Raw genomic sequence first — 24,666 nt, forward strand, 5'->3', positions numbered from 1 at the left:
TGTTCTTTTTAGTTACGTTTTGTTATCATCGTTGCAAAGTTAACCGTTTTTTTATATCAGGCCTAGCGTTTTCCTGATAAAAAAATCATCACAATGACTGTATCGTTTCATTTTGATGATTTCCGTTTTTGATTGGGACGTTTTTTTGCTTTCGTGGTCGCGGGCTTTGAATCGCGCTTGCGATGGTTCAGTTTGTAGGCGATTTGCTCGTTGCGCACAATGTAGCCCTGCGGGAAGCATTCGCGCACCATGCGGTTGTAGAGGTCGAGATCGAAACCGCTCTGCTCGATGAGCGGCACCGACAGGTTGTGCAGGTCAATCTGACCGAAGGCCCGGATGAGCAGGCGCAGCAGACGGATGGGGCGCGAGGGTTTCTCGTAGGCAAACACCTGATTGAAGAACAGCAGGTGGGTGCGCAGCATGCCGGGGCCGTTGCGGTGGATGATGCCCTTGATGCAGTTTCCCGTGGGCTCCAGAAAATTCATGGAGCAGTCGCTGTAGACATAGAAGATCATGCACAGGAAACTGTCGATGAACAGATGGTCCTGCAGCCGGCAGTAACGGCTGGAAGTGTTCGGCTCGGTGGGGCAGGACAGAAAGTCGCTTCCTTTCATATAAGGGTACTGAAGGAGACGGTCGTACATTTCCTGACCGATGTAAGTGTGGAATCTTTTATTCATATCAACTGTGTTTTAGGGGTTTATCTCGGTAATGTTACGTAAAATTAATAAAAATGATGTAAAGTGAATCATATTTCACTAAAAAACTGTTTTGAATATCTAATTTTGCAGTGTTCACAAAAAACAAAATGTAAATGGGAAATACTGTTACTTACCAGATTACGGCCATCGCAATGGATTATTGTGATGTGGACCGTCCGGCCAATGCCCGGAGAAGATTCAACTATGTGTTGCGTACTTATCCCGAACTGTGGGAGGAACTGAAAAAGGCGAACTATCACACCCGGCAGCGCTATTTCACGCCGAAACAGTATGAACTGGTGGTGCGCTTTCTGGGAGAACCCTGAGCCGGACAGGTCCGGCGGCTGCCTAACGGTATCTAAATGACTTTTTGAGGCTTCTAAGGGAGCTAATCGACGAAGGGGTCTGCACGAGGCAGTAACTTTGCAGCGTTGATCAACAAAAGGTCAGCCGCCGGGCTTGAAAGACGGGGCAAAAACACAAACCAAATTTAAATATAGAAAGCGTATGATCAATTACAAGATTATTGGTAGAATGAAACCAGGTACTCAGAATCCGGAAACCGAGAAGTTCTATGCCACCGTGGTCAGTCCCGGAAAGATTGACATTGAAGGACTGGCCAAGCGAATCAGCGGTATGTGTACCGTGACGCGCGCTGACTGTCTGGCAGTGCTGGCGGCCTTGCAGGAACAGATTGTCTACGCCTTGCAGAGCGGTATGCGTGTGCATCTGGGCGATGTGGGCTCTTTCCGACTGAGCTGCCAGAGCCTGGGTGCCGACACCGCCGAGGAGTTTGAGGTGAAGAACATCAAGAAACTGAAGGTGGTGTATCACCCGAGCAAGGTCCTGAAGCAGTCCATCGACCTGGCCAATGAGGAAGTGACCTTCTATAATCTGGAAAAGGGCGGCGACGCTGCCGAGGAGGAAGGCGAAGATATGGTCTAGAACAACGTAACACAAACACACCATGAATAAGGAAACGAAAAACACACCCCGGGGATTGCGGAACAACAATCCTCTGAACATCCGGCGGAGCGCCGACTTGTGGCAGGGATTGCGAAAAGAACAGAGTGATCCGGAATTCTTCCAGTTTGAATCCATCGCCTGGGGCTATCGGGCGGCCTTTGTGGTGCTGCGTACCTACCGGCACCGCTACGGGGCAAACACCATTGAGAGCATCGTGAAGCGCTGGGCACCGGATGCCGACGGCAACGACACGGAGTATTACATACGGAAAGTGGCGGTACTGACCGGGCTGGCGCGCAACGAGCCGGTGGACGACCGGAACCCGAAGATGATGATGGAACTGGTGGCGGCCATGAGCCGCGTGGAGAATGGCGTGCCTGCCGTGATGCGGGAGGTGATGGCCGGATGGAACCTGTATCTGGGCTGAAAAACCACGGGATTTTAGCGTCATGAATCTTTAACCAAATTGTAATCTATGAAAAACAAGAACATCTGGAATCTGTTGCTGAACCTGATTGTGGCCGTGGCCAGTGCCATTGCCGGAGTGATTGGCGGAGCCAATATGTAACGTGTTCGTAACAATCGGCCGCAAGCCGGATGAGGAAAGGGGGGCGAAAAGCTCCCCTTTACCTATTTATATAGGGCCCGGCGTAATCTTCATAGGATTTTTAAGGGCTTGAAACATTTCTGAAACATATTATCGGGACATTTGCAGTGTCAAAAGCAAACAGATAATTCAGAAACAGATTAGAATAAAAGAAAAACAAGATGAAAAAAATTGCGTGGATGGTTTGTGCGTTGTTCGCCTGCGCGCTGCAGAGTGCCGAAGCACAGGAAAGTGAAAAGGGAAAAGGTAAAGTGATCCTGACCACCTTTGCCAATATGTATTCCGGATTCGGAGCCAACAACGAGGAGCGGGGATTTGAACTGGAACGGGCCTATATCGGTTATCAGTACAGTTTCGGCAACGGACTGAGCATGCAGGCAGTGGCCGACTTCGGACGCTCGAAAGAGGTGCAGGACATGCAGCGCATCGGGTTTATCAAGAATGCGTGGGTGCGCTGGCAGAAGAACGGATGGGATCTGTATGGAGGACTCATCAGTACCACCCAGTTCAAGACTCAGGAGGATTTCTGGGGCAAGCGCTACATCATGAAGTCGTTCCAGGATGAATACAAGCTGGGAAGCAGTGCCGACGTGGGTCTGTCGGTGGCCTATAAGTTCTGCGACCAGGTGAGCGCCGATGTAATTGTGGTGAACGGCGAAGGCTACAAGAAAATCCAGTTTGAACACGGACTGCAGTACGGTGCCGGTGTGACTCTGAAACCGGTGGACGGCATGATGGTGCGCCTGTACGGTTCGTATGATGAGGCTACCGACAAGGGACTGAAGGGAAAGGTGAACCTGGCTTCGTTCCTGGGATATGCCAAAAACGGATATTCCGTGGGTGCCGAGTATAACTACCAGATGAACACGGCCTATCACGAGGGAGACCACCAGAACGGTGTGTCGGTCTATGCCACCGTGCCGGCCGGAAAGAAGGTGAACGTGTTTGCCCGCTGGGACCGTCTGGACTCCAACAACGGCTGGAATATGGAAGCCGACGGCATGAACGTGATGGCCGGTGCCGAGGTGAAGCTGGGCAAATATGTGAAGCTGGCGCCGAACCTGCGCCTGAACATGCCGGAAGACAACGGACTGAAAGATGCCTTCCAGCTGATGGTGAATGCTTCGTTCAAACTTTAAAAAAACAGCAGTTAATTTAGAATCAGTATAAAGAACAATTCAAATAAGAAGATTATGAAGAAATTATTTGTATCAATGGCCGTAGTTGCCATGGGATGGATGATGGCCTCTTGTGCCGGAAACAGTAAAGGCGGTGCAAACGAAGAAACAGTGGAGCTGAGCGGTGCCGGTGCCACTTTCCCGCTTCCTTTCTATAATATGTCGTTTGAGGGATTTGCTACCCAGACCGGAAACACCGTGTCTTACGGAGGTATCGGCAGTGGCGGCGGTGTGCGTAACCTGAAAGACGGTATCGTGGACTTTGCCGGTAGCGACGCTTTCCTGAGCGATGAGGAGATGAAGGACATGCAGCCGGTGGTACACATCCCGACCTGTATGGGTGCCGTGGTGATGGCCTACAACCTGCCGGAAGTGAAGGCGCTGAACCTGTCCGGAGAAGTGATTGCCGACATCTTTGCCGGAAACATCAAGAAATGGAACGATCCGAAAATCGTGGCGCTGAACGCAGGTACCCAGATGCCGGACAAGGAGATTATCCCGGCTTACCGTTCAGACGGTAGCGGTACAACTTTCGTATTCACCGACTATCTGACCAAGGTGAGCCAGAACTGGAAAGACAAATACGGCAGCGGAAAGAACGTGGACTTCCCGGTAGGACTGGCCGCTAAGGGTAACCCGGGTGTGGCCGGCGTGATTGCCCAGACTCCGTACTCTATCGGTTATATCGGTTCTGAATATGCTTTTGCCCAGAATATCCCGTATGCCAGCGTACAGAACGCACGCGGCGAGATGGTGAAACCTTCTACCGAGAGTATCTCGGCTGCCGCTTCGGGCGAAATGCCTCAGGACACCCGTTGCTCCATCACCAATGCAGACGCTGCCGGAGCTTATCCGATCAGCTGCTTCACCTGGCTGATTATCTACAAGGAGCAGAACTATGCCGGAAGAACCGAGCAGGAGGCCAAGGTGACTCTGGACCTGTTGCAGTACATGCTGAGCGACTCTATCCAGAAGACCACAACTACCGTACACTACGCACCGCTGCCTGAAAAGGCCGTGAAGCTGTCTTTGGAGAACCTGAAACAGGTGACCTTCGACGGAAAGAATGTGATCAAGTAACGGAAACCATCCAAAAGAATCAAAATGCAAGATAAGATATTCAAGGCCTTGCTCATCGTTTCGGCGATTGTCATTCCGGTCATCGGCGGAGGGATCATCTACTCCCTCACGCTCGATGCCTCGGGAGCCTTTGAACACTTCGGCTTCTGGAATTTCATCTGCTCGGACGACTGGGTCACTACGGCCGGAAAAGAAAAATACGGCGCGCTGCCCTTTATCACGGGTACGATGCTCACCACCGGGCTGGCGCTGCTGATCTGTATCCCGTTCTCCCTGCCGGTGGCACTCTTCACGGGTGAGTATTTCCGGGGAAAGAAAATCGCTACGGCGCTGGCTACCGTGACCGACCTGCTGGCCGGTATCCCTTCCATCATTTACGGTCTGTGGGGATTCTATGCGCTGCGCCCGATCTTCATGTTCCTGAACCTGTCGCCACAGGGCTCGGGAATCCTGACCGCCGCCTTTGTGCTGGCCATCATGATTGTGCCTTATGCCGCTTCGCTGAGCTCGGAGTTCATCAAGATGGTGCCGGCCGACCTGAAAGAGGCTGCCTACGGACTGGGAGCCACCCGCGCGGAGGTGATCCGCAGAGTGATTTTCCCGACAGCCGGTTCGGGTATCTTCTCGGCCTATATCCTGGCCATCGGCCGCGCCCTGGGCGAGACCATGACGGTGACGATGCTGATCGGTAACACCAACCAGATGCCCGAAACGCTGCGCACCACCGGAAACACCATGGCCAGTATCATTGCCAACCAGTTTGGCGAGGCTGACGGACTGAAACTGTCGTCGCTCATTGCCATCGGTCTGATCCTGTTCCTGATTACGGCCATCATCAACCTGATCGGAAAGATCATGATCCGAAGAGCACAACATGTATAAAAGAAGGGAAAAGGTATGAAAAAAGATTCGAATGTAAAAGCCAGAATATTCAAGAACAACCTGCTCTATGTAGTGGTGTGTGTGATGTCGGCACTCACGGCAATTCCCCTGCTCGCCATCCTGGGCGAGGTGCTGGTGAAGGGATGGCAGCAACTGGGATGGTCGTTCCTGACCGAAGCCACGCCCAATGCCTTCAAGGCCATGATGGCCGCACAGAAGGGTGAACCCATCCCGGGCGGTATTGCCAACGGTATCGTGGGTACGCTGATGATGCTGTTTACGGCGGCCATCGTGGCCATCCCGGTGGGTATCCTCTGCGGCATCTGTCTGTCGGAGTTCCGCAAGAACTGGTTTGCCAAGACGGTGAGCTACATCACCGACCTGTTGCAGGGTACACCTTCCATCATCATCGGTATCATCGTGTATATCTGGGTGGTGGTGCCCATGAAAGGCTATTCGGGATTTGCGGGTAGCGTGGCGCTCTTCATCATGATGCTGCCGCTGATTATCCGTTCGACCGAGGAAACCATGAAGATTTTGCCGGAAAGCCTGAAAGAGGCCGGTCTGGCGCTGGGAGGCAACTACTGGAGAGTGATGCTGCGCGTGATGCTGCCGGCATCGTTCGGAAGTATCTTTACGGGAATCCTGCTCGCTGTGTCGCGCGTGGTGGGAGAGACCGCACCGCTGATGTTCACCGCCCTGGGCGGAGCCGTCATCAGCTATGACCTGGGACGACCGATGTCGGCCGTGCCGCTCATGATCTGGGAGTTCTTTAACGACCCGAACCTGCAGGACCTGATCTGGGGCGCTTCGCTCTTCCTGCTCGCTTTGGTACTTTGTTTGAATTTATTGGCTAAAAGAATTGCAAAAAAATGGAAAATATAGTCGATCCGATATTGGAGATCAAGGATGTGTCCATATCCTACGATAAGAAAGTGACGGCGGTGAAGAACGTGTCGGCCTGCGTGGAGCGTAACACCATTACGGCCATCATGGGTCCTTCGGGCTGTGGTAAGAGTACCCTGCTGCGCGCCGTGAACCGCATGCACGAACTGTATAAGAACATCAGCGTGACCGGAGAAATCCTGCTCAACGGGGAGAATATCCTGACCAAGGACCCGATTGAGGTGCGCCGCAACATCGGTATGGTGTTCCAGAGACCGAACCCGTTTCCGACCATGAGTATTTATGATAACGTGGTGGCCGGATATACGCTGAACGGCATCTCGCTGTCGAAACACAAGCGTGACGACCTGGTGGAGAAATGTCTGCGCAACGTGGCGCTGTGGGACGAGGTGAAGGATGTGCTCAACAAGCGCGGTACCTTCCTGTCCGGAGGTCAGCAGCAGCGTCTGTGCATCGCCCGCTCGCTGGCTCTGCAGCCGGACATCCTGCTCATGGACGAGCCGACATCGGCACTGGACCCGATTGCCACCAAGCATATTGAGGACCTGCTGGTGAAGCTGAAAAAGGAGGTGACCATTCTGATTGTGACACACAACATGTCGCAGGCCATGCGTATCTCGGACCGCTCCATGTTCATGTTCCTGGGTGAGCTGATTGAATATGATGATACAAAGAGAATGTTCGAAAGTCCGAAAGATGATCGGACAAGAGCCTATCTGACGGGTCAGATGGGATAATAATTGATTATTAATGTGGGAAAATCCGGCTTTGCGAAAAGCCGGATTTTTTGTCGTCTCATCGGGAAGGAGCCTTCAGGCGGATTTTCAGTGTGGCGGGTTGCAGACCGGGGGAGCTGACGCGCAGGGTGACCGGAGCCTTGCCGCCTTCGTGAGCCCGGATGATGGCCAGAAGCAGACCGTTGAAAGTGGGCCGCTCGGGGGACGAGAAGGTGATGTGGCAGGTAGGATCACCGTTGTCGGTGGCCACAATCTGTCCGTCGCCGCTGAGGAGCTCGCAGGTGACCGGCAGATTGGCATCGGGCACGGTGCGGCCTTGACGGTCGGTGACGCGCACGGTGACAAAGGCCAGCTCCTGACCGTCGGCGGTGAGTTTCCGTTTGTCGGACTCCACCTGCAGGGCATGGGTCGGACCGGTGGTGCTCACTTCGTCGGTGGCCCAGCGCTTGCCGTTCTTATAGGTGACGGCGCGCAGAGTGCCCGGTTCGTAAACCACATCGTCCCAGCGGAGGCGGTAGGTGAAGGGAGCCTTCTTCTTGCGCCCTAAGGAGCGTCCGTTGAGGAAGAGTTCGGCTTCATCGCCCGAGGTGTAGACAAAGACGGGAGTGACCTGTCCGACGCGGTCGGGGAAATTCCAGTGCGGCAGGATATGGGCCATCGGTTTTTCGGGCATCCAGTGGGCCTGATAGAGATAGTAGCGGTCTTTGGGGAATCCCGCCATATCGACAATGCCGAAATAGCTGCTGCGCGAGGTGGGGCGGTTTTTCTCCATCTCGGCCAGTTCCTTTTCCTTCTGTCGGATCTCTTCGGCCGACAGCTGGCTGTAGTTCAGCAGGATGGTCTGGTCGCTGTTGAAGGGGATGGGTTCGCCCAGATAGTCGAAGCCGGTCCACACGAACTCGCCGCAGATGGCCGGGTATTTGTCGAGGGCGGCAAATTCCTGGTCGGGCAGGCTGCCCCAGCCGGGTTCCTGCAGGTCGTAGGACGAGCATTGGAAACGGTCCGGGAAATAGACACCGCGGGAGCTCAGGGTGGAGCTGCTCTCGCTGGCAAAGCCTGCCAGATGCTCGTGGCCTGGCTTGTTGAGGAAGGTGCCGTAGAAATCCGGTCCTCCGAAGCCGCCCGAAGGATAGTTCATGCCGTGGACATCCACTTGCAGTTCGGTGCCGTTCAGGGCCGATTTGGAAGGCCAGGACGCGCCGAAGGTTACGGGGCGGGTGGTATCATAGCGGTGGACCACCTCGGTGAGATGGCGAGTCATGCCGCTCTCGGGGTGGTACTGTTCGTCGACTTCATTGCCGGTGCTCCACAGAATGACGGACGGATGGTTGCGGTCGCGGCATACCAGGGCCTGCAGATCCTTTTCGTGCCACTCGCGGAACAGGGTGGCATAGTCGCCGGACTTCTTGCCCACGGTCCAGCAGTCGAAGGCCTCGTCCATGATGAGCATGCCCATCTGGTCTGCCAGATCCAGCAGCTCGGGCGCCGGGGTGTTGTGTGAGGTACGGATGGCATTGCATCCGAAGCTCTTCAGAATCTGGAGCTGGCGCTTTAGGGCGCTGGTGTTTACAGCAGTCCCTAAAGCCCCCAGATCGTGGTGCATGCATACGCCCCGCAACGGCACGTGTTTTCCGTTAAGCAGGAAACCACGGTCGTGTGTGAAGGCGATGCTGCGGACGCCGAACGGCGTTTCATAGTGGTCAACAAGACGGTTGCCGCAGAACACGGATACAACCGCCATATAAAGGTGAGGATCATTAAGGTTCCAGAGATGCGGACGGGCGATGCGCAGCACGGCCTGTCCCTTGCGGGTGGACTCGCCCGGCAGAGAAATACTCTTGCAGTCGCTTTGGGCAAGACACCGGCCCGGAGTGCCGTCGTCGCGGCGGGAATGGACGGCGACCTGATAAGAAAGGGTGGAAGCGTCTTTTTCGTGATTTTCGAAATCAATGTCCACACAGATCTGAGCCGCCTGCTCCGTGATGCTCGGGGTGGTGACAAAGACACCCCACTGGGCGATGTGCTGTTGCGGACGGGTGAGCAGACGCACATGGCGGTAGATGCCCGCGCCGGGATACCAGCGGGAGCCCCAGGTTTCGGTGTTCAGGCGGACGGCTACGACATTATTGCCGCCCCAGTGCACAAAGGGGGTGAGATCTACCCGGAAAGAAGTATAGCCATAGGGATGGCCACCGGCCTTGTGGCCGTTGACCCACACTTCGGCGTGGGCCATCGCTCCGTCGAAATCCAGATAGGCCCGCTGTCCCTTTTGAGAGGCCGGCAGCGGAAACTGCTTGCGGTACCAGCCGATGCCGCGCCAGGGCAGTTTGCCGGTCAGACCGTCGAGATCCTTGCGGAAGGGGCCTTCGATGCCCCAGTCGTGCGGCAGGTCCAACGCGCGCCAGCGGCTGTCGTCGTAGGCGGAGTCGGAAGGAGCGGGAGACGGTTCGGGCAGCGTGCTACCGTCGGGCTGCAGACCGAAGCGGGCAAAGCGCCAGTCGCGGTCGAAAGACTGCGTGCTGCCCGGAACCTCCGTATGGTTTGTCCGTTCGGAATGTTGAAACTGTTTTTCAGGCAGAGCCAGGGCGGATGTCACGGAGAGGCAGAAGGACATCATCATCCATAAGAAGTGTTTTGTGATCATAGTCTCTTGTTTTTTTCAAAGAAACAAAAAATATGCCTTCAAGATGATTCCAAGCTGTGGGTTGGCAATAAAATATTGATTTTAATCAACATTTCCTGTTTTTCTTGAAAAGACAGATTTCCTGAACGGTTCCGTTTGACCGGAAATGACTGTTGCAGGACGGATTTAGCGGAGACGCAGCGAATAGACCGAAGGGCGGCCGTTGGACTGCAGAACGCGCAGACGGAGGTCGCGTGCCCAGCTCCTTGCGGTATTTTTTCAGGATACGCCAGACCATGGCAGTGCCTTTGCCTGACGCAGTGGCGGTAAAGCCGGTATCTGTTAGCGTGAATTTCTCTTCAAAGTCGATCATGCGCTGACGGAAAGCCTGTTCGTCGAACGGTTGTTTCCGGCGCAGGGCATCGAGCACGGCATCCGTGAACATGCGCCAGCGGCGGTGATAATAATCCCGGGTGAGTCCTGCCCAGGAGCGGTTGGCATAGTCGTTGAGGCTCTGTCCCTTCTCGCCCCAGGTGGTGAGCAGGGTACGCGCATTGGTGCGGTAATAACGCTGCTCCTCGGGGGTGGTGCCGAAAGCCGAGGCATCGGCCAGCCATTTGCCGAAGGAGAAGGTGAGGTGGGCAGACAACAGGGTTTCCATGTCGGTGAGCACCTGGTCCATTCGGGCGGCATAGTGCTCCGCTCCGTGCAGGTCCTGACGGCGGTAGCAGGCTGTGAGACTGTCGCGCAGCTCGCCGAAGTAGTTGCCCAGCACCTGACGGCCCAGATTGATGACATCGAACAGGTAAGTGTTCCGGTCGGTGAGGCGACGGGCCTGCAACATATCCTCCCAGATGCGGAAGAGCACCCGGTTGTCGTATTCAATCTGCGGATTGGTGGTCCAGTTGCCGTGGCCGGTGAGCGACGGACGGGCGTTGGTCAGGGTGCCCTGTCCCAGGCGGGCTGTGGCGGTATAGACCTGGTCGAGCAATTCGAGCCAGGCTTTCCGCTGGCCGGGTACGGCGCTTCCGATGCGGCGGTCGGCCCATGCCTGAATCCATTCCTGGTCGGTGCGCTGATGGTTCCATGCCTTTTCGAAGACATATTCATAGAGGAAGGGGTTCACATCGAACGATTCGAGGGTGGAGCCGAGGCCCCAGAAATTCGGGCCGCCATGACGGATCACCTCTTCGATGCGGCGGCCGGTTTCTTTCAGGTTGCCGGCCAGCATGGTGTTGCCGCCGAAATTGCCCAGATAGCACCACAGGAAGGGCTGACCGAAATAAGAGTCGGTATAGCGCCACACCTCGGTGTTTTCGGCAAAATAGTCGAGCAGGATCATCTTGTTGCGCGGAACGGCATTGACAAAGGCGTTGATGCGCGGGTTGGTCCAGTGGCCCCGGTCGAAATAGAACAGCCAGGTCATCTGGAGCCAGCTGGCTTCGGGATCGCACTGGGTGATGGTCTGGTAAATGGTGCGCGACACGGTGGCCAGATATTCCGGTTCCCAGCTGGGCGACTCGATTTCGTTGAACGGGTCGGCTCCGTAGATGTGGTCTGTGCCGTAAAGACGGGTCTGCTCTTCGAGAAAGAGTTTCTGGATGCGGGCAAACAGCGGGTCGAGCGGATCGAGGAAGTAGCTGCGGTAGCGGTCGGCAAAACCGCCCCACGAACTCATCCGGTTGATTTTGGCCTGAGGATAGATCTTACGGATCTGCGGGGGCACATGACCGGCAAAGGCCGGCAGAACGGGGGTCATGTTCAGGGCACGTTCGCGGGCCACAATCTTTTTCTGAAGCGCTTCCTGATGCTGGAGCCAGGAATCCGGAAGATTGCCCTGCCAGGAGTCGAAGTTGGTCATGCGGTGCCAGGGCAGATGTGCCGGTCCGGTGAAATAGTTCCGGATCTCCTGTTCATCGAGACCCAGACGGGTCCACACCTTGAGCCATACCGACTCCTGACCGGTGATGGCCAGCGGCATGTTGATGCCGTTGAGCGCCATCCAGTCGATGAAATGCTCCCATTCCTTCCACTGCCACCAGGCCATGGTATAGCCAAAGGTGCAATAGTTCAGGAAGAAACGCTTCGGAGTGCGTGCTTCGATGCGTATCTTCCCGGCGACGGCAGGAAAGGTATCAGGCAGTTCGGTCGGGTCGTGGGCAAACCAGGACACGGATGTCTTGCAGAAATATTTCAGATAATGGTTGAGTCCTACGGCCATGGAATTGGCTGAGTTTCCCCGGATGACAATCCGAGGGCCTTCGGAATAAAGTTCGAAGACATCCTTCTTTTCCTGTTTCAGTTGTTCAAAACGGACCTTGGAGGATAAAGAAGGAGCGATACGGCGCAGAAGCCCGTAGGCCTCTGCCGTATCGCGTGTGGCAGCCTGAGTGAGTAAACTGCCGATATGGAATATGATCAGGAAAAGTATTTTTTTCATGAATGACAGGTAATGAAATAACTGGACTACGGATTAGCGGAGACGCAGCGAATAGACCGAAGGGCGGCCGTTGGACTGCAGGACGCGCAGACGGAGGTCGCGAGCCCGGATCTTGCGGTCGAACTTCAGGTCGATAAAGCCATAGCCCATGAAACTCTGGGGCTGGGTGGCCGGGTCAATCCGGTCCTGATGGAGGGTTTTCCAGGTTTTTCCGTCGAGATACTCCAAGGCATACTCGCCGATGCTGCCCTTGCCGATGATGAGGAAGAGTTGCTTGAAGGCTACTTTCCGGGCCAGACGGATCTGGAGTACGGAAAGGCTGTCGCCGGTCCAGGCGGTAGACACGTCACTGTCTACGGCATAGAGCGGACCGTTGTGCAGGGCATCGTCCTTATGGATGCCGGTGGCCGTGGCTGTGGCGTTGCGGGTCAGCGACGACGGGGTTTTCGGCTTCTTGGGGAAGTCGCCGCCGTTTTGGATGCCGAGCAGAGACGCCAATTCCTCAATGCGCCGGATGGCCAGCGGGTTCTGTTCACCGTGGGTGTCCGGCGGAATATTCAGGAGCAGACAGTTGTCGTTGGCAGTGGAGCCGTGGAAGATTTCTTCCAGTTCCTCCAGCTCGCGCACGGTGGTGTCCTCGGGATGAGAGAACCAGTTGCCCAGCACGGATATGGTCTGGGTACACTCATAGGGCAGATAATATTCCTGACCCTGATAGGTATAGATCTTCGGGTCGTCCTGAACCGGCAGGAACGGGTCCCACAGACGGAAGTCGGAAGGGAAGTACACAATCGGGTCGCCGGCTTTCATGTCGACCGGACGCTTGCCGATGGTCCAGTTGGTGGAAATCTGGCACTGCGGTTGCAGCTTCTTGACGAAATCATAGACCTCGGGCAGATACCACTGGTCCACCTTGCGGTCCCAGGCACCGTCGAACCACAGTTCGGCCACCGGTCCGTATTGGGTCATCAGCTCGCCGAGCTGCTTTTTCATGAATTCGATATATTTGCGCGGGTCCGGATCCCGGTAAAGCGGTTCGTGGCGGTCCCACAGCGAGTAGTAGATGGAAAAGGCAATGCCTTCCTTCTTGCAGGCGTCGGACACGGCCCGCACGATATCGGCCTTATGGCGCACCTGAGGGTTGGCCACATCATAATCGGTGTATTTGCTGTCCCACAGGCAGAAACCGTCGTGATGCTTGGTGGTGAGCACGATGGAGCGCATGCCGGCACGTTTGGCATGACGCACCCATTGGGCCGCCTTCTCGGCAATATCAGCCGGGGGAGCATAGACCGAAGCTGCAGCAGAACCGTCGCTCCACTCGGCATTCAGATAAGTGTTCATACCAAAATGAAGGAACATGCCGTATTTACGGTCGATCATGGCCTTTTGTCCCGGAGTGGGAACCACGTCGGGCCGGGCCGCACGGGCTGTACCGGTGGCGAGCAGCAGCGACAGGGCCAACAGAAGAGAATAATTTTTCATGTGTAGAATCAGATTTGGGTTGTTTTTGCAAAAATAGAAGGAAAACGGCAGAAAGAAAAGGAAAAATGCGATGCAAAACTTTGCAAAAAACGATATTTTTGTCGGGGGAGGAGTTATATTTGCGGCAAATGCCGAAAAAAGAGAAGTATGAGATATGCCGATTTTCAGAACACCTTTTCGCTGCAGATGATTTATGCGGGATATTATGAGGCGGGGAAAGAGTGGTGTTATAAGGATGTGATCAGTCCGTTTTCGAGACTGTATCTGGTGGAGCGCGGAGAGGGCTGGGTGTATATGAACGGAGAGAAATTCCACTTGCAGGAAGGAGACCTGTTTCTGATTCCCAAGTTCACATATCATGCCTATCAGTGCGATGACTATATGAGTCACTACTATATCTGTTTTCTGGATCAGTTTATCGGAGAAAAGAGTCTGTTTGACTGTTTCCGCCTTCGTTATCAGACCCGGGCGGGAAAGCTGGACGAGTGTCTGATGAAGCGTTTTCTGGAGCTGAACCCCGACTGTCAGATTGTCAATCCGGACCCGAAATCGTATGATAACCGGGCCGATCTGTTTGAGGCAACCCACGGGAAAAGCCTGAGGGAGCTCCGGGCGGATCTGGAGAGCAAGGGCATCCTGCTGCAACTGTTTGCCCGCTTTGTGGAGCAGGAAGAACCTTTTGCCGTGCAAAGCTTTGAGCAGCATGTGGGGATGAGCAAGGTGTTCCATTACATCAACAGTCATCTGGACCATCCGATCACGGTGCGCGAACTGGCCGAGGTGATGTGCGTCAGTCCCGATCATTTTACACGACTGTTTAAAAATGTAAACGGAATGCCCCCCAACCGTTTTGTGCAGATGAAGCGCATCGAGCGGGCGCAAACCCTGCTTCTGCTTTCGGATCTGAGCATCAAGGAAGTGGCTGAGGCGGTGGGGATACCGAATTTGTCCCAGTTCTCGAAACTCTTTCACAAAATGACCGGAGTGGCTCCGCGAACCTTCCGGAAATAGAAGAGTAGCTTTTCTGAAACGGATGTGAATGTTTGTTTATTTCCCCTCTTTTTAAGCGCCTTTGCTTATTTTTGCGGGGAAAAACAATCTTTTACGATAACTATGAGTTTCTTTATGAAAACACTACTGGCACTCTGCTGCTGCGGATGTGTCCAGGAAGCAGCGGCGCAACCGGGGGCGCCTGAAAAACATGAAAAACGCCCGGATCATGTCAATAATGCGGAGACACCTTATTTTCCGCCGGTGTTCAACCAGCACGGAGGCTCGTGCGGTTCGGCCTCGCGCATCGGGTATATGTTTACTTATGAAATTGATGCCTACCGGAAGGCAGATGCCCGGAAAACGGAGAATATCTATCCGACTCATTTTACCTGGCTGCTGACCAACAGCAACTCCGGAAAAGAGGGTATGGCTATGGCCAACGGAGTGCCCAACGCACAGGTCTATGGTGGTACCACTTATTCGCAGGTGTTCGGAAACCAGGATTGCAGCAGTGCGGAATTCGGTTGGATGCAGGGGTATGACCAATGGTATGCCGCTATGTTCAACCGCATCTCGCACAACTCGTTTTCTCCTTACGGACTGGATACGGAGGAAGGACGCGAACTGGTGAAAAACTGGCTGTGGAACCACAACGGAGACAAGGATTTCGGAGCCGGAGGTATCTGCGGCATTGGAGTGGCCAGTGCCTGCAAGCAGGGAACCATTGCCGACGATCCGCAGGGAATCAACAAGAAGGCCGGCGTGACGGGTATGAAGTATGTGACCCGCTGGGGCGACGGAGTGGACCATGCGCTGACCATCGTGGGTTATGACGACCGTATTGTGTTCGATCTGGACAGTAATAAGGTATATGGTGAGAAGGACAAGGACGAATGCGGTGCCTGGATTATCGTAAATTCCTGGGGCGACGGATGGGCCAATAAAGGCTTTATCTATTGCCCGTACAAATATTCGTTCCCGGTGCGGCAGCGTGAGGGCGGTGCCTGGAAACCGGAATTCTATCATGTGCGCAAGGATTACCGTCCCAAACGGACCCTGAAGCTGCGCATGGAGTATTCACGACGAAGCGAAATCAAGCTGTCGGTGGGGGTGGCTACCCGTGCGGATGCCCGTGAACCCGAACGCACGGTGGAACTGGAACACTTCAAGTTTGCCGGAGACGGACGGACGAACAAGAAGGCTACCTTCGGAATGGACGCGCCCACCCCGATGCTGGGAAAATGGGCCGACGGCAAGATGCACGACGAGCCGATGGAGCTGGGATATGACCTGACCGACCTGACCAAAGGGATGGACACCCGACGGCCGCTGAAATATTTCCTGATTATCGAAACGAAAAAGGAGGCAATCGGTCAGGGAGCAATCTATCATGCCTCGGTGATAGATTATGAATGGGACACGCTGGGCGTGGAAACCCCGATGTATGTGGGACTGCGCTATCCGGTGGTGAGCGGAGGAGTAAAGACGGTGCTCACGGCCCGGGTAGATGGTGAGCCGTTCTTCGACCCGGTGAACGTGCGCGGAAACGGCGGAGCGGCAGGCTTCTGTTGGGAAGCACCGCAACGCTCGGTGTATGAACTGGCGGGATATGCCGTGAGCGACGGAACGGAAGGAAAAGCAGATACGCTTCCGGCCGAAGCACGGAGCTATGAGAAAACGGAATACGGAAAGACCTATCGGGTGCAGGCGCTGTACCGGAGAAACGGAAAGACGGTGGCATCGGCAGGAGCCAATGCGTGGAAATGTCTGCCCGAACAGAAGCAGGAGTGCCGGGCGCTCCGGCTGGATTCTGCCGGACTGGTAGTACCCGGAGTGTTTGCCACCAACTATCCTGAGGCAACCATTGAATTCTGGATAAAGCCTTATTCCTGGAAAAGCTGGAATCAAGGGATGGGACCCGGATGGGGCCGCTGGCTGATTCATGCCAATGATGACGGCGCCATTACGGCCGGATGGGATGGAGACAACCGGATGAATACACGCAAAGGCACTATCGTGCCGGGACAGTGGTATCATCTGGCTTTTGTGGTGCGCGAAGACTCGCTGACGGTATATGTGAACGGCAAACCCGAAGGAGGCATGCGGGCCCGGGGACGAAAAGGTATTGGAGGCTTCGGTGATTTTCCGCTCAACGGAAGCGGAGATGGTGCCTGGGACGCGGAGCTGGCCGAGCTGCGTTTCTGGAAAACGGCACGCAGCGAGGAGGAAATCCGGGAAATGATGCACGACACGTTTGCCGAGATGGGACGGCCCGAGGATCTGTTGGCCTGTTATAACGGATCGGTGTATCAGGAAGGTAAAAAGAGTTTCTGGAACGACCGTACCGGGCGTTTTGCCGCCGAACTGGTGCATGCCGAAGGAGTGAAGGAAATGGCTCTGCCCCAGTCGCTGATGCAGACCGGAACACGGACGGAATGGGCCCGTATAGCCGGAAAAGATACAACGGTTACTGCCGGACAGCCTTTCCAGCCGAAAGCATGGATATCGGCGGGTATGGAGACTATATCCTGGTGTGTGACAGACCCGAAAGGAAACAAAACCACCAAGGAAGGCAGTGCGCCGGTGTTCTTCCTGAACCGGAAGGGCCGTTACGAACTGGCGTTGCAGGCACGCGACCGGGAAGGAAAGATTCATGAGGACAAGAGACTGGTAGAGGTGGAACAGCCGGAGGTATCGGCCCGTTTCCGTGCATCGCTGCCGGAACTTAAGGTCGGTGAACCGGTGACTTTCCTGCCCGAGACAGTGCTTCCGGGCTGTGGCTATCAGTGGACCGTGAGAGGGGCAGAAACGGGAGCAACCGATCTGCATGCCGTACGGGCACTTTACGAACGGCCGGGTAGCTATGCCGTGAAATTGCGGGTAAAGGATCCGGTGAGCGGGCGCAGAGCCGTGAAACGGATGCGCTGGATGGTGAAGAACGTGAAGCCGCTGCCGGAGTTTGATCTGTCACGCCGGGTTGTGGTGTGCGGACAGCGGGTAGAACTGAGCGACCGAAGCAAGTATCGTCCGACAGACTGGCACTGGAGCGTGAAGAGCAGACTCACCACTTATCAGGTGGGAGGCAGACATGCCGTGATCACTCCGGAGAAACCGGGTGTCTATGACGTGGCGCTGACCGTGCGCAATGAAATGGGTACGGATTCACTGGTGAAGAAGCAGACTCTGGTGGTATGCGGAGCTGACAGCAAGAACGGTCTGAACTTTACTCAGGCGGAGGCGGCAGTGCAGACTCAGAAAACTCCTTGGTCAAAAGGACAGGAGGAAATGACGCTGGAGTGGTGGATGTATCCGGCTCAGGCCGACCGGATGGCCGGTATGGGCCAGGAAGGAAGCTGGTCGCTCACTGCCCAGAAAAACGGAGCTTTGGTGCTGAAGGTAGATACCGTGGTTTACCGCACACCGGCCGGTGCCTTGCGTTGTGGAGAGTGGCATCATTATGCCGTGCGTTTCTGTCGCGGCAAGGTGGACTTCCTGAGAGACGGGGCAGTGGTGCACAGTCAGCAGCAGGCCGTGCAGACCATCGGTGGAGAAAAACCGATGTATCTGGGCGGAAAGGAACATCCGATGAGCGGCGTTATAGACGAACTGCGTTGCTGGGGCGAGGCTCTGGATGATGCCGTGCTGCAGGAGGTGGCCAACCGTCCGTTGGATCAGGCCTGGAAAGAAAGTCATGAAGGTAAGTATCTTCCTTTGCTCTATTATGATTTCAATCAGAGTGGAGGAGATGTCGAAGACCGCTCAGAGTCCGGCAACCGGGGTATCCGAAGCGGCTTTGGTCCCGATGGAGATGCCTGGGGGCGTACCGAGGGAGTCTTTTCTTTAGAATTTCCATTGCCCGAAAAGAAGAAATAACTCTTTTTCTTAAAAAAGAATACAAAAAGAATGGTGCGTATAAGTTTTTTTATTAAATTGCCAGCCGTTATCCTGCTTGGTCTTTTTTTCGGGTGCGAAGGAGAAAGACCACAGGCAGGAGAGCCGGTACGGGTGGACACAACTTTGTGGCGAGACGGTGACTTGCTGTTCCGAATGGGACTGGAAGGAGCCAGCCGGGTGGTGACGACCGTGGGCGGAGGAGACTTTTCGCATGTGGGACTGACTCTGAAAAAGAACGGACGGTGGATGGTGGTGCACGCGGTGCCCAACGAAGCACTGCCGGGAGAGACAGACCGCATCAAGTGCGAGCCTCTGGACAGTTTCTTTGCACCGCAGAGAGCCTGTCGGGGAGCATGGCGAAGAGTAGACTGTTCCGATAGTGTGGCGGCGCAGGTGGCGCTGGCGGCATACGGAAAATATGAAAAGGGTGTTAGTTTTGACCATGACTATGATTTGTGGGATACAACCAGTTTCTATTGTACGGAGCTGGTGTGGTATCTGTACCGCAAACATGGAATAGATCTGGCAGAAGAGAGAAGACATCAGCTGGTGATTCCCGGAAAGACATCAAGCTATCTGTTTCCGGAAGATTTATGGGTCAGCAACAGACTGGTGCCGCAAAATCAAAAACATAATAACCCTTAAAACGAACAGCCTATGGGAAAGAAAAATTTGTATGCATTATTGGGCGGACTGTTGCTGACTGCCTGTAGTGGAAGCGGGGCCGGAGATGCCTTGCAGGATTATCTGGATGCCATGCAGAACAAGGACTATGTGGCCTTTGTGGATGGCATGAATTTCAAGAAGCAACCGACTCAGGAACAGAAGGAGCAGTTTGCGGCCCTCATTGGAGAAAAAGCCGAGAAAAATGGAAATGTAGAAGAATATAATGTCGTGGGCGACAGTGTCATTGTGGAAGATTCTTTGGCCATTGTAACTTATGAAGTGGTTTATAAAGACGGTAGCAAAGATTTGGAAAAACAGCCCATGGTAAAGAAAGATGGAAAATGGCTGATGGAAATCGGCAAATAACGCTTTTAGAATTGAATGATAGTTTCTGAAAAAGGGAGTCCGGGAGGACTCCCCTTTTGTATTTTTAAAAGGCAGAATAAAACCGAAAAAAACTAAAAAAGAAAATTGACTTATTATTTTTTACTATCTTTGCCGCCAGCAGGTAGGTCTGTATCCCGTTGTGATGTATCTGTTATTCTACACTAAAAAACCCCTTAACTAAACCAGGGCTCCTTTTTAATAGAATCGTGATGATATGAGGTGTAATAGGGAGCTTATACCTTGGAGTATTTTTGTTTTATTTGTCCTGGATTATAAAAACGATTTTAAGCAATACTACCTTGATTTTTTAACAAAAAACTAATGTTTTATTTAATGTGTTATGAACCTATTTTACCTGGATGAGCATAAGGCATGCTCTAATTATTCGAATGCGATACAGGAAGGTTTCATCCATTATCGAGTAGACGCGGGAAAGAGCTATGCGGATGAAAGCAAGAAAGACTGTATCCTATTTCTCCTGAAAGGCAAGATCGCACTGAGGACAGGAGAGAGAAAATCTATGTTAAACTCGGGCGATATGACTTTTATCCAGCGTTATAGCTGGTGTGAATTAGAGTTTCATGAGGAATCCGACATCATTATTGCCTTGTTTGAAAACACAGTAGACAACTGTGAGAATATGAACTTTTCGCGCTTCCTGCCGATGAGAGACCAGATTAAGTATGAGATGCTGCCGATGGATATCCGGAAACAGCTTTATATGTATCTGGAGCTGCTTACCGAATATCTGGATAGTGGAGCCAACTGTATTCATTTTCATGAGATTAAGATGAAGGAACTGTTCTGGCTCATGCGTTTTTACTATTCGAAACTGGAACTGGCCACCTTCTTTTATCCAATGTTGGGAAGCGACTATCATTTTAGAAACAAAGTGTGGAGTAACTACCGTAAGGCAAAGAGTATTAAAGAGTTGGCAGAATTGTGTCATGTGTCTCTGTCATCATTCAAAAAGCAATTTAACAAAGAATTTGATGAACCGGCAGGCCGGTGATGCACAAGCAGATGAAATCTGCCATTATAAACAAACTGGCTAATGAAAATGCAACGGTAAGCGAGGTGGCTTATTCCTTGAACTTTTCATCGTTGTCGCAGTTCACCCGGTTCTGCAAAAAGAATCTGGGTTGTACGCCGACCGAGTGGCGAAAAGTGAATCTTTTAAGAGAAGATGCGGATTTTCCCGAGGCGTAACCGTAAGGATAAATATTGGAGCTAAAATGGTAATTCCTTTGGAGAAATAACCCCTATATTTGCAAACAGAAGATAGAATGCGATAGATTGTCTGCTCTGAACTGAGGATATCATGAGAATGAATAGATAAGAGTAGGAAAGTACAGGACAAAATGAAAACAAAGACATTATGCGTCTGATACGGGAAAAGGATGCGTAATTACCAATTATTCGATTCAAGAACAAGAAAGTAGTGTAGAAGGAACCAGTAAACCCAGATGTTTCCAATAATAATGAGTTGATGTGTGAGGACAGTAAGGAATATTTATATTCTTTGCTGTCTTCTTGCGTTTTCCAAAGAAAAATGCATCCAGATAAAAAAGGGAAAACAAAAAGGCTGAAATGCTAATTGAATCAGAGCCTGCAGGCCTATCTTTGTGATTGTCTTTATATTGTATTTGAGTACCCAAAAGTAAATTAATATGAGTAATGGAAAGAACGGAGAACCACGGGAAAAGTGGAAAATCCTCATGTTCCTTCAAAGAAACGGTCAGAAAACCATAATACTATATGTGACTATTCGTGAATCCTGACTGCTACAGGCTTAATTAGGGAGAGACGCGTCATGGCCAGTCGGCCATGACGCGTTGTTTATTCATACCGTCTGCGATAGGCCAGGGGAGATACCGTTTTCTGTTTTTTGAAAAATTTGCAGAAGGCTGCCTGGTCGGAGAAGTTCAGAGTGTCGGCTATCTCGCCGATGGAAATTTTGTTGTCCTCGAGCAGAGCCATGGCATGATGAACGATTTCCTGGCAGATAAAAAAGTAAGGTGTCTTGCCGGTGGTTTCCTTGATGATGCGTGTCAGGTGTTTCTCGGAAATGCAGAGCGTCTGGGCGTAGAAGTTCAACCGGTGCTCCCGGACAGCATGTTCATTGACCAGCTTGAAAAAATTCAGGGTGACAAAGTCCCGTCGGCTGATATACTTGGGAGCATCATCGGCTTCTTTCAGATGCCGGTAGAGAGCATTGCCCAGTTCCAGATTGAAACTGCGAAAATACAATTCAGCCATTTCACGTTGATAGTAATGGTTCTTGTCGGCAAGGATTTCTTTCAGTTGCTGCAATTGTCTTTGCATCAGAGTCGTTTCCTTTTCTGTAAAGTCCATAATGGGGATGTTCAGCCGTTCCTGAGGATGAATCATGGGGCCCGGCCGTAAGTTTTTCAGGGAAGCGCTGGCAAACTCAAAGGTGGCAAATAAGGCCCATGCCTCCAGATCATTGCTGCAAGAACCTACCAGGAGTGTGGAGGTGTCCAGAAGGTCGACAAGTCCCTGCGTCAGTTCAAAGTTTTTACCGTTAATGGTTACGGACAGACTTCCCTGGCATACAAGCAGAAATAATCTGCTTTTTTCAATGGTGATTCCTTTCAGACGAAAGAAATCGGAAGGAGAAACCAAAAGCACCCAATCGCCCAAAGAACAGGTGGACGGAAATAGATTTGATAATTCTGTTTGTGTCATTCTGTGTTGTTTTTGTTGTGTTACGATGCAAAAATATAAAAATGTCTCTTATTGACAAAACAATGTGACTATTATACAGATGATATGCTAACATTTGCTAACAGGATTCCTTTTAAACAAATGTTTGGCTCTTTTGGACAAGATATGTCTTTGATACATGGGGTAATTTTGCGCTACAACAAAGCAAAATCAAAATAAAATGAAGATCAAAACATTTATTCTTGTATCCGGCTTATGCGGAGGACTGTTGTTTTCCGGATGTCAGCAAAAAGTCCAGCAGCAGGCTGCGACGGGGGATTATCCACTGATGACTTTAAAAAAGGAAGATCGTCAGCTTTCCGTGAAATATTCTGCGGTGATTGAAGGACGTCAGGATGTGGAGGTACGTCCACAGGTTTCGGGAACGATAACCAAGGTGTGCGTGGATGAGGGAGCACAAGTGCGTAAAGGACAAGTGCTTTTTATCATCGATCAGGTACCTTATCGGGCTGCTCTTCAGAAGGCTGAGGCGTCTGTTGCTACGGCTGAGGCCAATGTGGCCACTGCCAAACAGAATCTGGAGGGTAAGGAACTTTTGTATCAGGGCAAGGTCGTTTCTGATTTTGAGTTGCGTACTGCCCGGAATGAATACAAAAGTGCTGTGGCTTCTTTGAAACAGGCAAAGGCTGAACTGGATGATGCCCGGAATAATCTGTCTTATACAGAGGTAAAAAGTCCGGTAGACGGCTATGCCGGCATGACTTCTTACCGTGTGGGTGCTTTGGTCAGCGCTTCGATGACCGATCCTTTGATTACCGTTTCTGACAATTCAGAGATGTATGCCTATTTTTCATTGACAGAAAAGCAGGTGCTTTCCCTGACAGCCGAGTACGGTTCTTTGGCGGAGGCTTTGAAATCTTTTCCCGACGTATCTCTGGAACTGAACGACGGTTCGGTATACGAACAGAAAGGACGGGTGGACGTAATCAGCGGCATTGTGGACAAGACAACCGGAACCGTGCGTCTGCGTGCAGTGTTTGCCAATCCCGGCAAGCGTTTGTTGAGCGGCGGACAAGCCAATGTGATAGTGCCTTATGAACAGAAACAGAGTCTGATTATTCCTCAGGAGGCCACTTATGAGATTCAGGACCGTATTTTTGCTTTTAAAGTGGTAGACGGAAAGGCTGTCTCTACTCCGATAGAAGTGTTCCGCATCAATGACGGAAAGGAATATGTGGTGGAATCCGGACTGAAGGCCGGAGATGTGATTGTGGCCGAAGGAGCCGGTCTGCTGAAAGACGGTATGCCGGTCACTTCCGGAACGGGAACTGCTGACAAGAAGAACGAAAAGAAATAGGAGGGCACGTTATGAATCTGAAACATTTTATTGACCGGCCGATCCTGTCCATCGTGATTTCCGTGGTGATTCTGGTTGCCGGACTGATTGGACTCTATGCCTTGTCCGTAGAGCAGTATCCTGATATTGCCCCGCCTACCATCCGTGTTTCTACCACCTATAGCGGTGCCAATGCCGAAGCGGTGCAGAAGAGTGTGATTGTTCCTCTGGAAGAGGCGATCAATGGTGTGGAGAACATGACCTCTACGGCCAGTAATACCGGTAGTGCTGAGATTACGGTGTATTTCAAGCAGGGAACTGATCCGGATATGGCGGCGGTGAACGTGCAGAACAAAGTTTCTACAGCTACATCTTTGTTGCCGGCGGAGGTAACCAAGGTGGGAGTAACCACCATGAAGCGTCAGAGCAGTACGTTGATGATCTTTGGCCTGTATAGTCCGAACGGGACGTATGATGAAAATTTCCTGACCAATTATCTGACCATTAATGTAAAGCCGCAGATTCAGCGTATTAGCGGTGTGGGAGAAGTAAACGTCATGGGTGGCGACTATGCCATGCGTATCTGGCTGAAGCCTGATGTGATGGCACAATATGAGCTGGAACCGTCGGATGTAGAGGCGGCTTTGGCCAGCCAGAATATTGAAGCCTCTACCGGATCTATTGGCGAAGATTCGAAAAATGTGTATCAGTATACACTGAAATACCGTGGACGATTGGAAACAGAAGAAGAGTTTGAGGAAATAGTTATCAAGTCATTCAGTGACGGACGAGTACTGAAACTCAAGGATGTGGCCGATGTGGAACTGGGAGCACAAAGTTATTCCTATACGGGAAGTGTGAACGGAGCACCCGGAACCACCTGTATGATTAATCAGATGGCCGGAACAAATGCCAATGAGATTATTACCGACATCAACTCTTATCTGGAAGAACTGAAAAAGGATTTGCCGGAAGATATGGAGATTGTGGAGCTGATGAGTACCAAGAACTTCCTGGATGCTTCCATCAATGAGGTGATCAAAACACTCAATCGAGGGTTGTGTCAGATAAACTGTGTCAAGGTTAGTTTTATCCCT

Annotated in this window: 22 protein-coding genes; 17 read left to right on the forward strand and 5 right to left on the reverse strand. The window is 52.5% G+C overall.

All coding sequences use genetic code 11. The features are described 5' to 3' along the window. Positions 1-107 precede the first annotated feature (107 nt). On the reverse strand, positions 108-680 hold the full coding sequence (locus tag DXA74_RS11875; protein WP_118527869.1) for a hypothetical protein: 573 nt from the start codon (positions 678-680) through the stop codon (positions 108-110). Between the two features lie 134 nt (positions 681-814). On the opposite strand from DXA74_RS11875, the gene DXA74_RS11880 reads away from it, so the two are divergent. From DXA74_RS11880 to pstB, 9 genes are all read left to right on the forward strand, one after another. Continuing rightward, the gene (locus tag DXA74_RS11880) at positions 815-1,027 is read left to right on the forward strand and encodes a DUF4248 domain-containing protein (RefSeq protein ID WP_118527871.1); all 213 of its coding nucleotides are present in this window, start codon (positions 815-817) and stop codon (positions 1,025-1,027) included. A gap of 181 nt (positions 1,028-1,208) precedes the next feature. After that, positions 1,209-1,646 (forward strand): HU family DNA-binding protein, encoded by a 438-nt coding sequence (locus DXA74_RS11885; RefSeq protein ID WP_118527873.1) that lies wholly within the window; start codon positions 1,209-1,211, stop codon positions 1,644-1,646. Positions 1,647-1,668: 22 nt separating this feature from the next. Further along, a complete protein-coding gene (locus DXA74_RS11890) occupies positions 1,669-2,094 on the forward strand; it encodes a hypothetical protein (protein ID WP_118527875.1) in 426 nt (141 codons plus the stop codon). A gap of 48 nt (positions 2,095-2,142) precedes the next feature. Next, entirely contained in the window at positions 2,143-2,235 is a 93-nt protein-coding gene (locus tag DXA74_RS16340; RefSeq protein ID WP_158576063.1) for a smalltalk protein, read from the forward strand. A 200-nt stretch (positions 2,236-2,435) separates the two neighbouring features. Then, positions 2,436-3,413 (forward strand): hypothetical protein, encoded by a 978-nt coding sequence (locus tag DXA74_RS11895; RefSeq protein WP_118527876.1) that lies wholly within the window; start codon positions 2,436-2,438, stop codon positions 3,411-3,413. Between the two features lie 54 nt (positions 3,414-3,467). Then, positions 3,468-4,532, forward strand: a complete 1,065-nt coding sequence (pstS, locus tag DXA74_RS11900; protein WP_118527877.1) for a phosphate ABC transporter substrate-binding protein PstS — start codon at positions 3,468-3,470, stop codon at positions 4,530-4,532. A 24-nt stretch (positions 4,533-4,556) separates the two neighbouring features. Further along, positions 4,557-5,414: a phosphate ABC transporter permease subunit PstC gene (gene pstC, locus DXA74_RS11905; RefSeq protein WP_118527878.1), complete on the forward strand. Its 858-nt coding sequence runs from the start codon at positions 4,557-4,559 to the stop codon at positions 5,412-5,414. A gap of 15 nt (positions 5,415-5,429) precedes the next feature. Then, positions 5,430-6,299, forward strand: a complete 870-nt coding sequence (gene pstA, locus DXA74_RS11910) for a phosphate ABC transporter permease PstA (protein WP_118527884.1) — start codon at positions 5,430-5,432, stop codon at positions 6,297-6,299. Next, entirely contained in the window at positions 6,287-7,057 is a 771-nt protein-coding gene (gene pstB, locus DXA74_RS11915; protein WP_118527886.1) for a phosphate ABC transporter ATP-binding protein PstB, read from the forward strand. Before pstA ends, pstB begins: the two co-directional genes overlap by 13 nt. Before the next feature lie 58 nt (positions 7,058-7,115). Here pstB and galB read toward each other — a convergent pair whose 3' ends face one another. The 3 genes from galB to DXA74_RS11930 all read right to left on the reverse strand — a co-directional run bounded on the left by galB (position 7,116) and on the right by DXA74_RS11930 (position 13,605). After that, positions 7,116-9,701: a beta-galactosidase GalB gene (gene galB / locus DXA74_RS11920; RefSeq protein WP_233550526.1), complete on the reverse strand. Its 2,586-nt coding sequence runs from the start codon at positions 9,699-9,701 to the stop codon at positions 7,116-7,118. Positions 9,702-9,786: 85 nt separating this feature from the next. Further along, on the reverse strand, positions 9,787-12,120 hold the full coding sequence (locus DXA74_RS11925; protein ID WP_118527890.1) for an alpha-N-acetylglucosaminidase: 2,334 nt from the start codon (positions 12,118-12,120) through the stop codon (positions 9,787-9,789). Between the two features lie 33 nt (positions 12,121-12,153). Continuing rightward, complete coding sequence (locus DXA74_RS11930) at positions 12,154-13,605, reverse strand: alpha-L-fucosidase (RefSeq protein ID WP_118527892.1); 1,452 nt, start codon at positions 13,603-13,605, stop codon at positions 12,154-12,156. Between the two features lie 147 nt (positions 13,606-13,752). On the opposite strand from DXA74_RS11930, the gene DXA74_RS11935 reads away from it, so the two are divergent. The 6 genes from DXA74_RS11935 to DXA74_RS11960 all read left to right on the forward strand — a co-directional run bounded on the left by DXA74_RS11935 (position 13,753) and on the right by DXA74_RS11960 (position 20,754). Beyond that, positions 13,753-14,616, forward strand: a complete 864-nt coding sequence (locus DXA74_RS11935; RefSeq protein ID WP_233550527.1) for an AraC family transcriptional regulator — start codon at positions 13,753-13,755, stop codon at positions 14,614-14,616. A 114-nt stretch (positions 14,617-14,730) separates the two neighbouring features. Then, entirely contained in the window at positions 14,731-18,471 is a 3,741-nt protein-coding gene (locus tag DXA74_RS11940) for a LamG-like jellyroll fold domain-containing protein (protein WP_158576064.1), read from the forward strand. 30 nt (positions 18,472-18,501) lie between these two features. Further along, entirely contained in the window at positions 18,502-19,137 is a 636-nt protein-coding gene (locus DXA74_RS11945) for a YiiX/YebB-like N1pC/P60 family cysteine hydrolase (RefSeq protein WP_118527896.1), read from the forward strand. Positions 19,138-19,149: 12 nt separating this feature from the next. Next, positions 19,150-19,524: a DUF4878 domain-containing protein gene (locus DXA74_RS11950; protein WP_118527898.1), complete on the forward strand. Its 375-nt coding sequence runs from the start codon at positions 19,150-19,152 to the stop codon at positions 19,522-19,524. Between the two features lie 361 nt (positions 19,525-19,885). Continuing rightward, positions 19,886-20,557 (forward strand): AraC family transcriptional regulator, encoded by a 672-nt coding sequence (locus DXA74_RS11955; protein WP_118527900.1) that lies wholly within the window; start codon positions 19,886-19,888, stop codon positions 20,555-20,557. 11 nt (positions 20,558-20,568) lie between these two features. Next, the gene (locus DXA74_RS11960) at positions 20,569-20,754 is read left to right on the forward strand and encodes an AraC family transcriptional regulator (RefSeq protein ID WP_158576065.1); all 186 of its coding nucleotides are present in this window, start codon (positions 20,569-20,571) and stop codon (positions 20,752-20,754) included. A 630-nt stretch (positions 20,755-21,384) separates the two neighbouring features. Here DXA74_RS11960 and DXA74_RS11965 read toward each other — a convergent pair. Beyond that, the gene (locus DXA74_RS11965; protein ID WP_118527904.1) at positions 21,385-22,254 is read right to left on the reverse strand and encodes an AraC family transcriptional regulator; all 870 of its coding nucleotides are present in this window, start codon (positions 22,252-22,254) and stop codon (positions 21,385-21,387) included. A gap of 199 nt (positions 22,255-22,453) precedes the next feature. Here DXA74_RS11965 and DXA74_RS11970 point away from each other — a divergent pair, with 199 nt between their 5' ends. Together DXA74_RS11970 and DXA74_RS11975 are read left to right on the forward strand one after the other, a co-directional pair. Next, positions 22,454-23,590: an efflux RND transporter periplasmic adaptor subunit gene (locus DXA74_RS11970; RefSeq protein ID WP_118527906.1), complete on the forward strand. Its 1,137-nt coding sequence runs from the start codon at positions 22,454-22,456 to the stop codon at positions 23,588-23,590. An 11-nt stretch (positions 23,591-23,601) separates the two neighbouring features. After that, positions 23,602-24,666: efflux RND transporter permease subunit (locus tag DXA74_RS11975; RefSeq protein ID WP_199666162.1), on the forward strand; the 1,065-nt coding region annotated here is incomplete at its 3' end.

This window comes from Bacteroides sp. OF04-15BH, assembly GCF_003477995.1.
Classification (GTDB): Bacteria; Bacteroidota; Bacteroidia; order Bacteroidales; family Bacteroidaceae; genus Paraprevotella.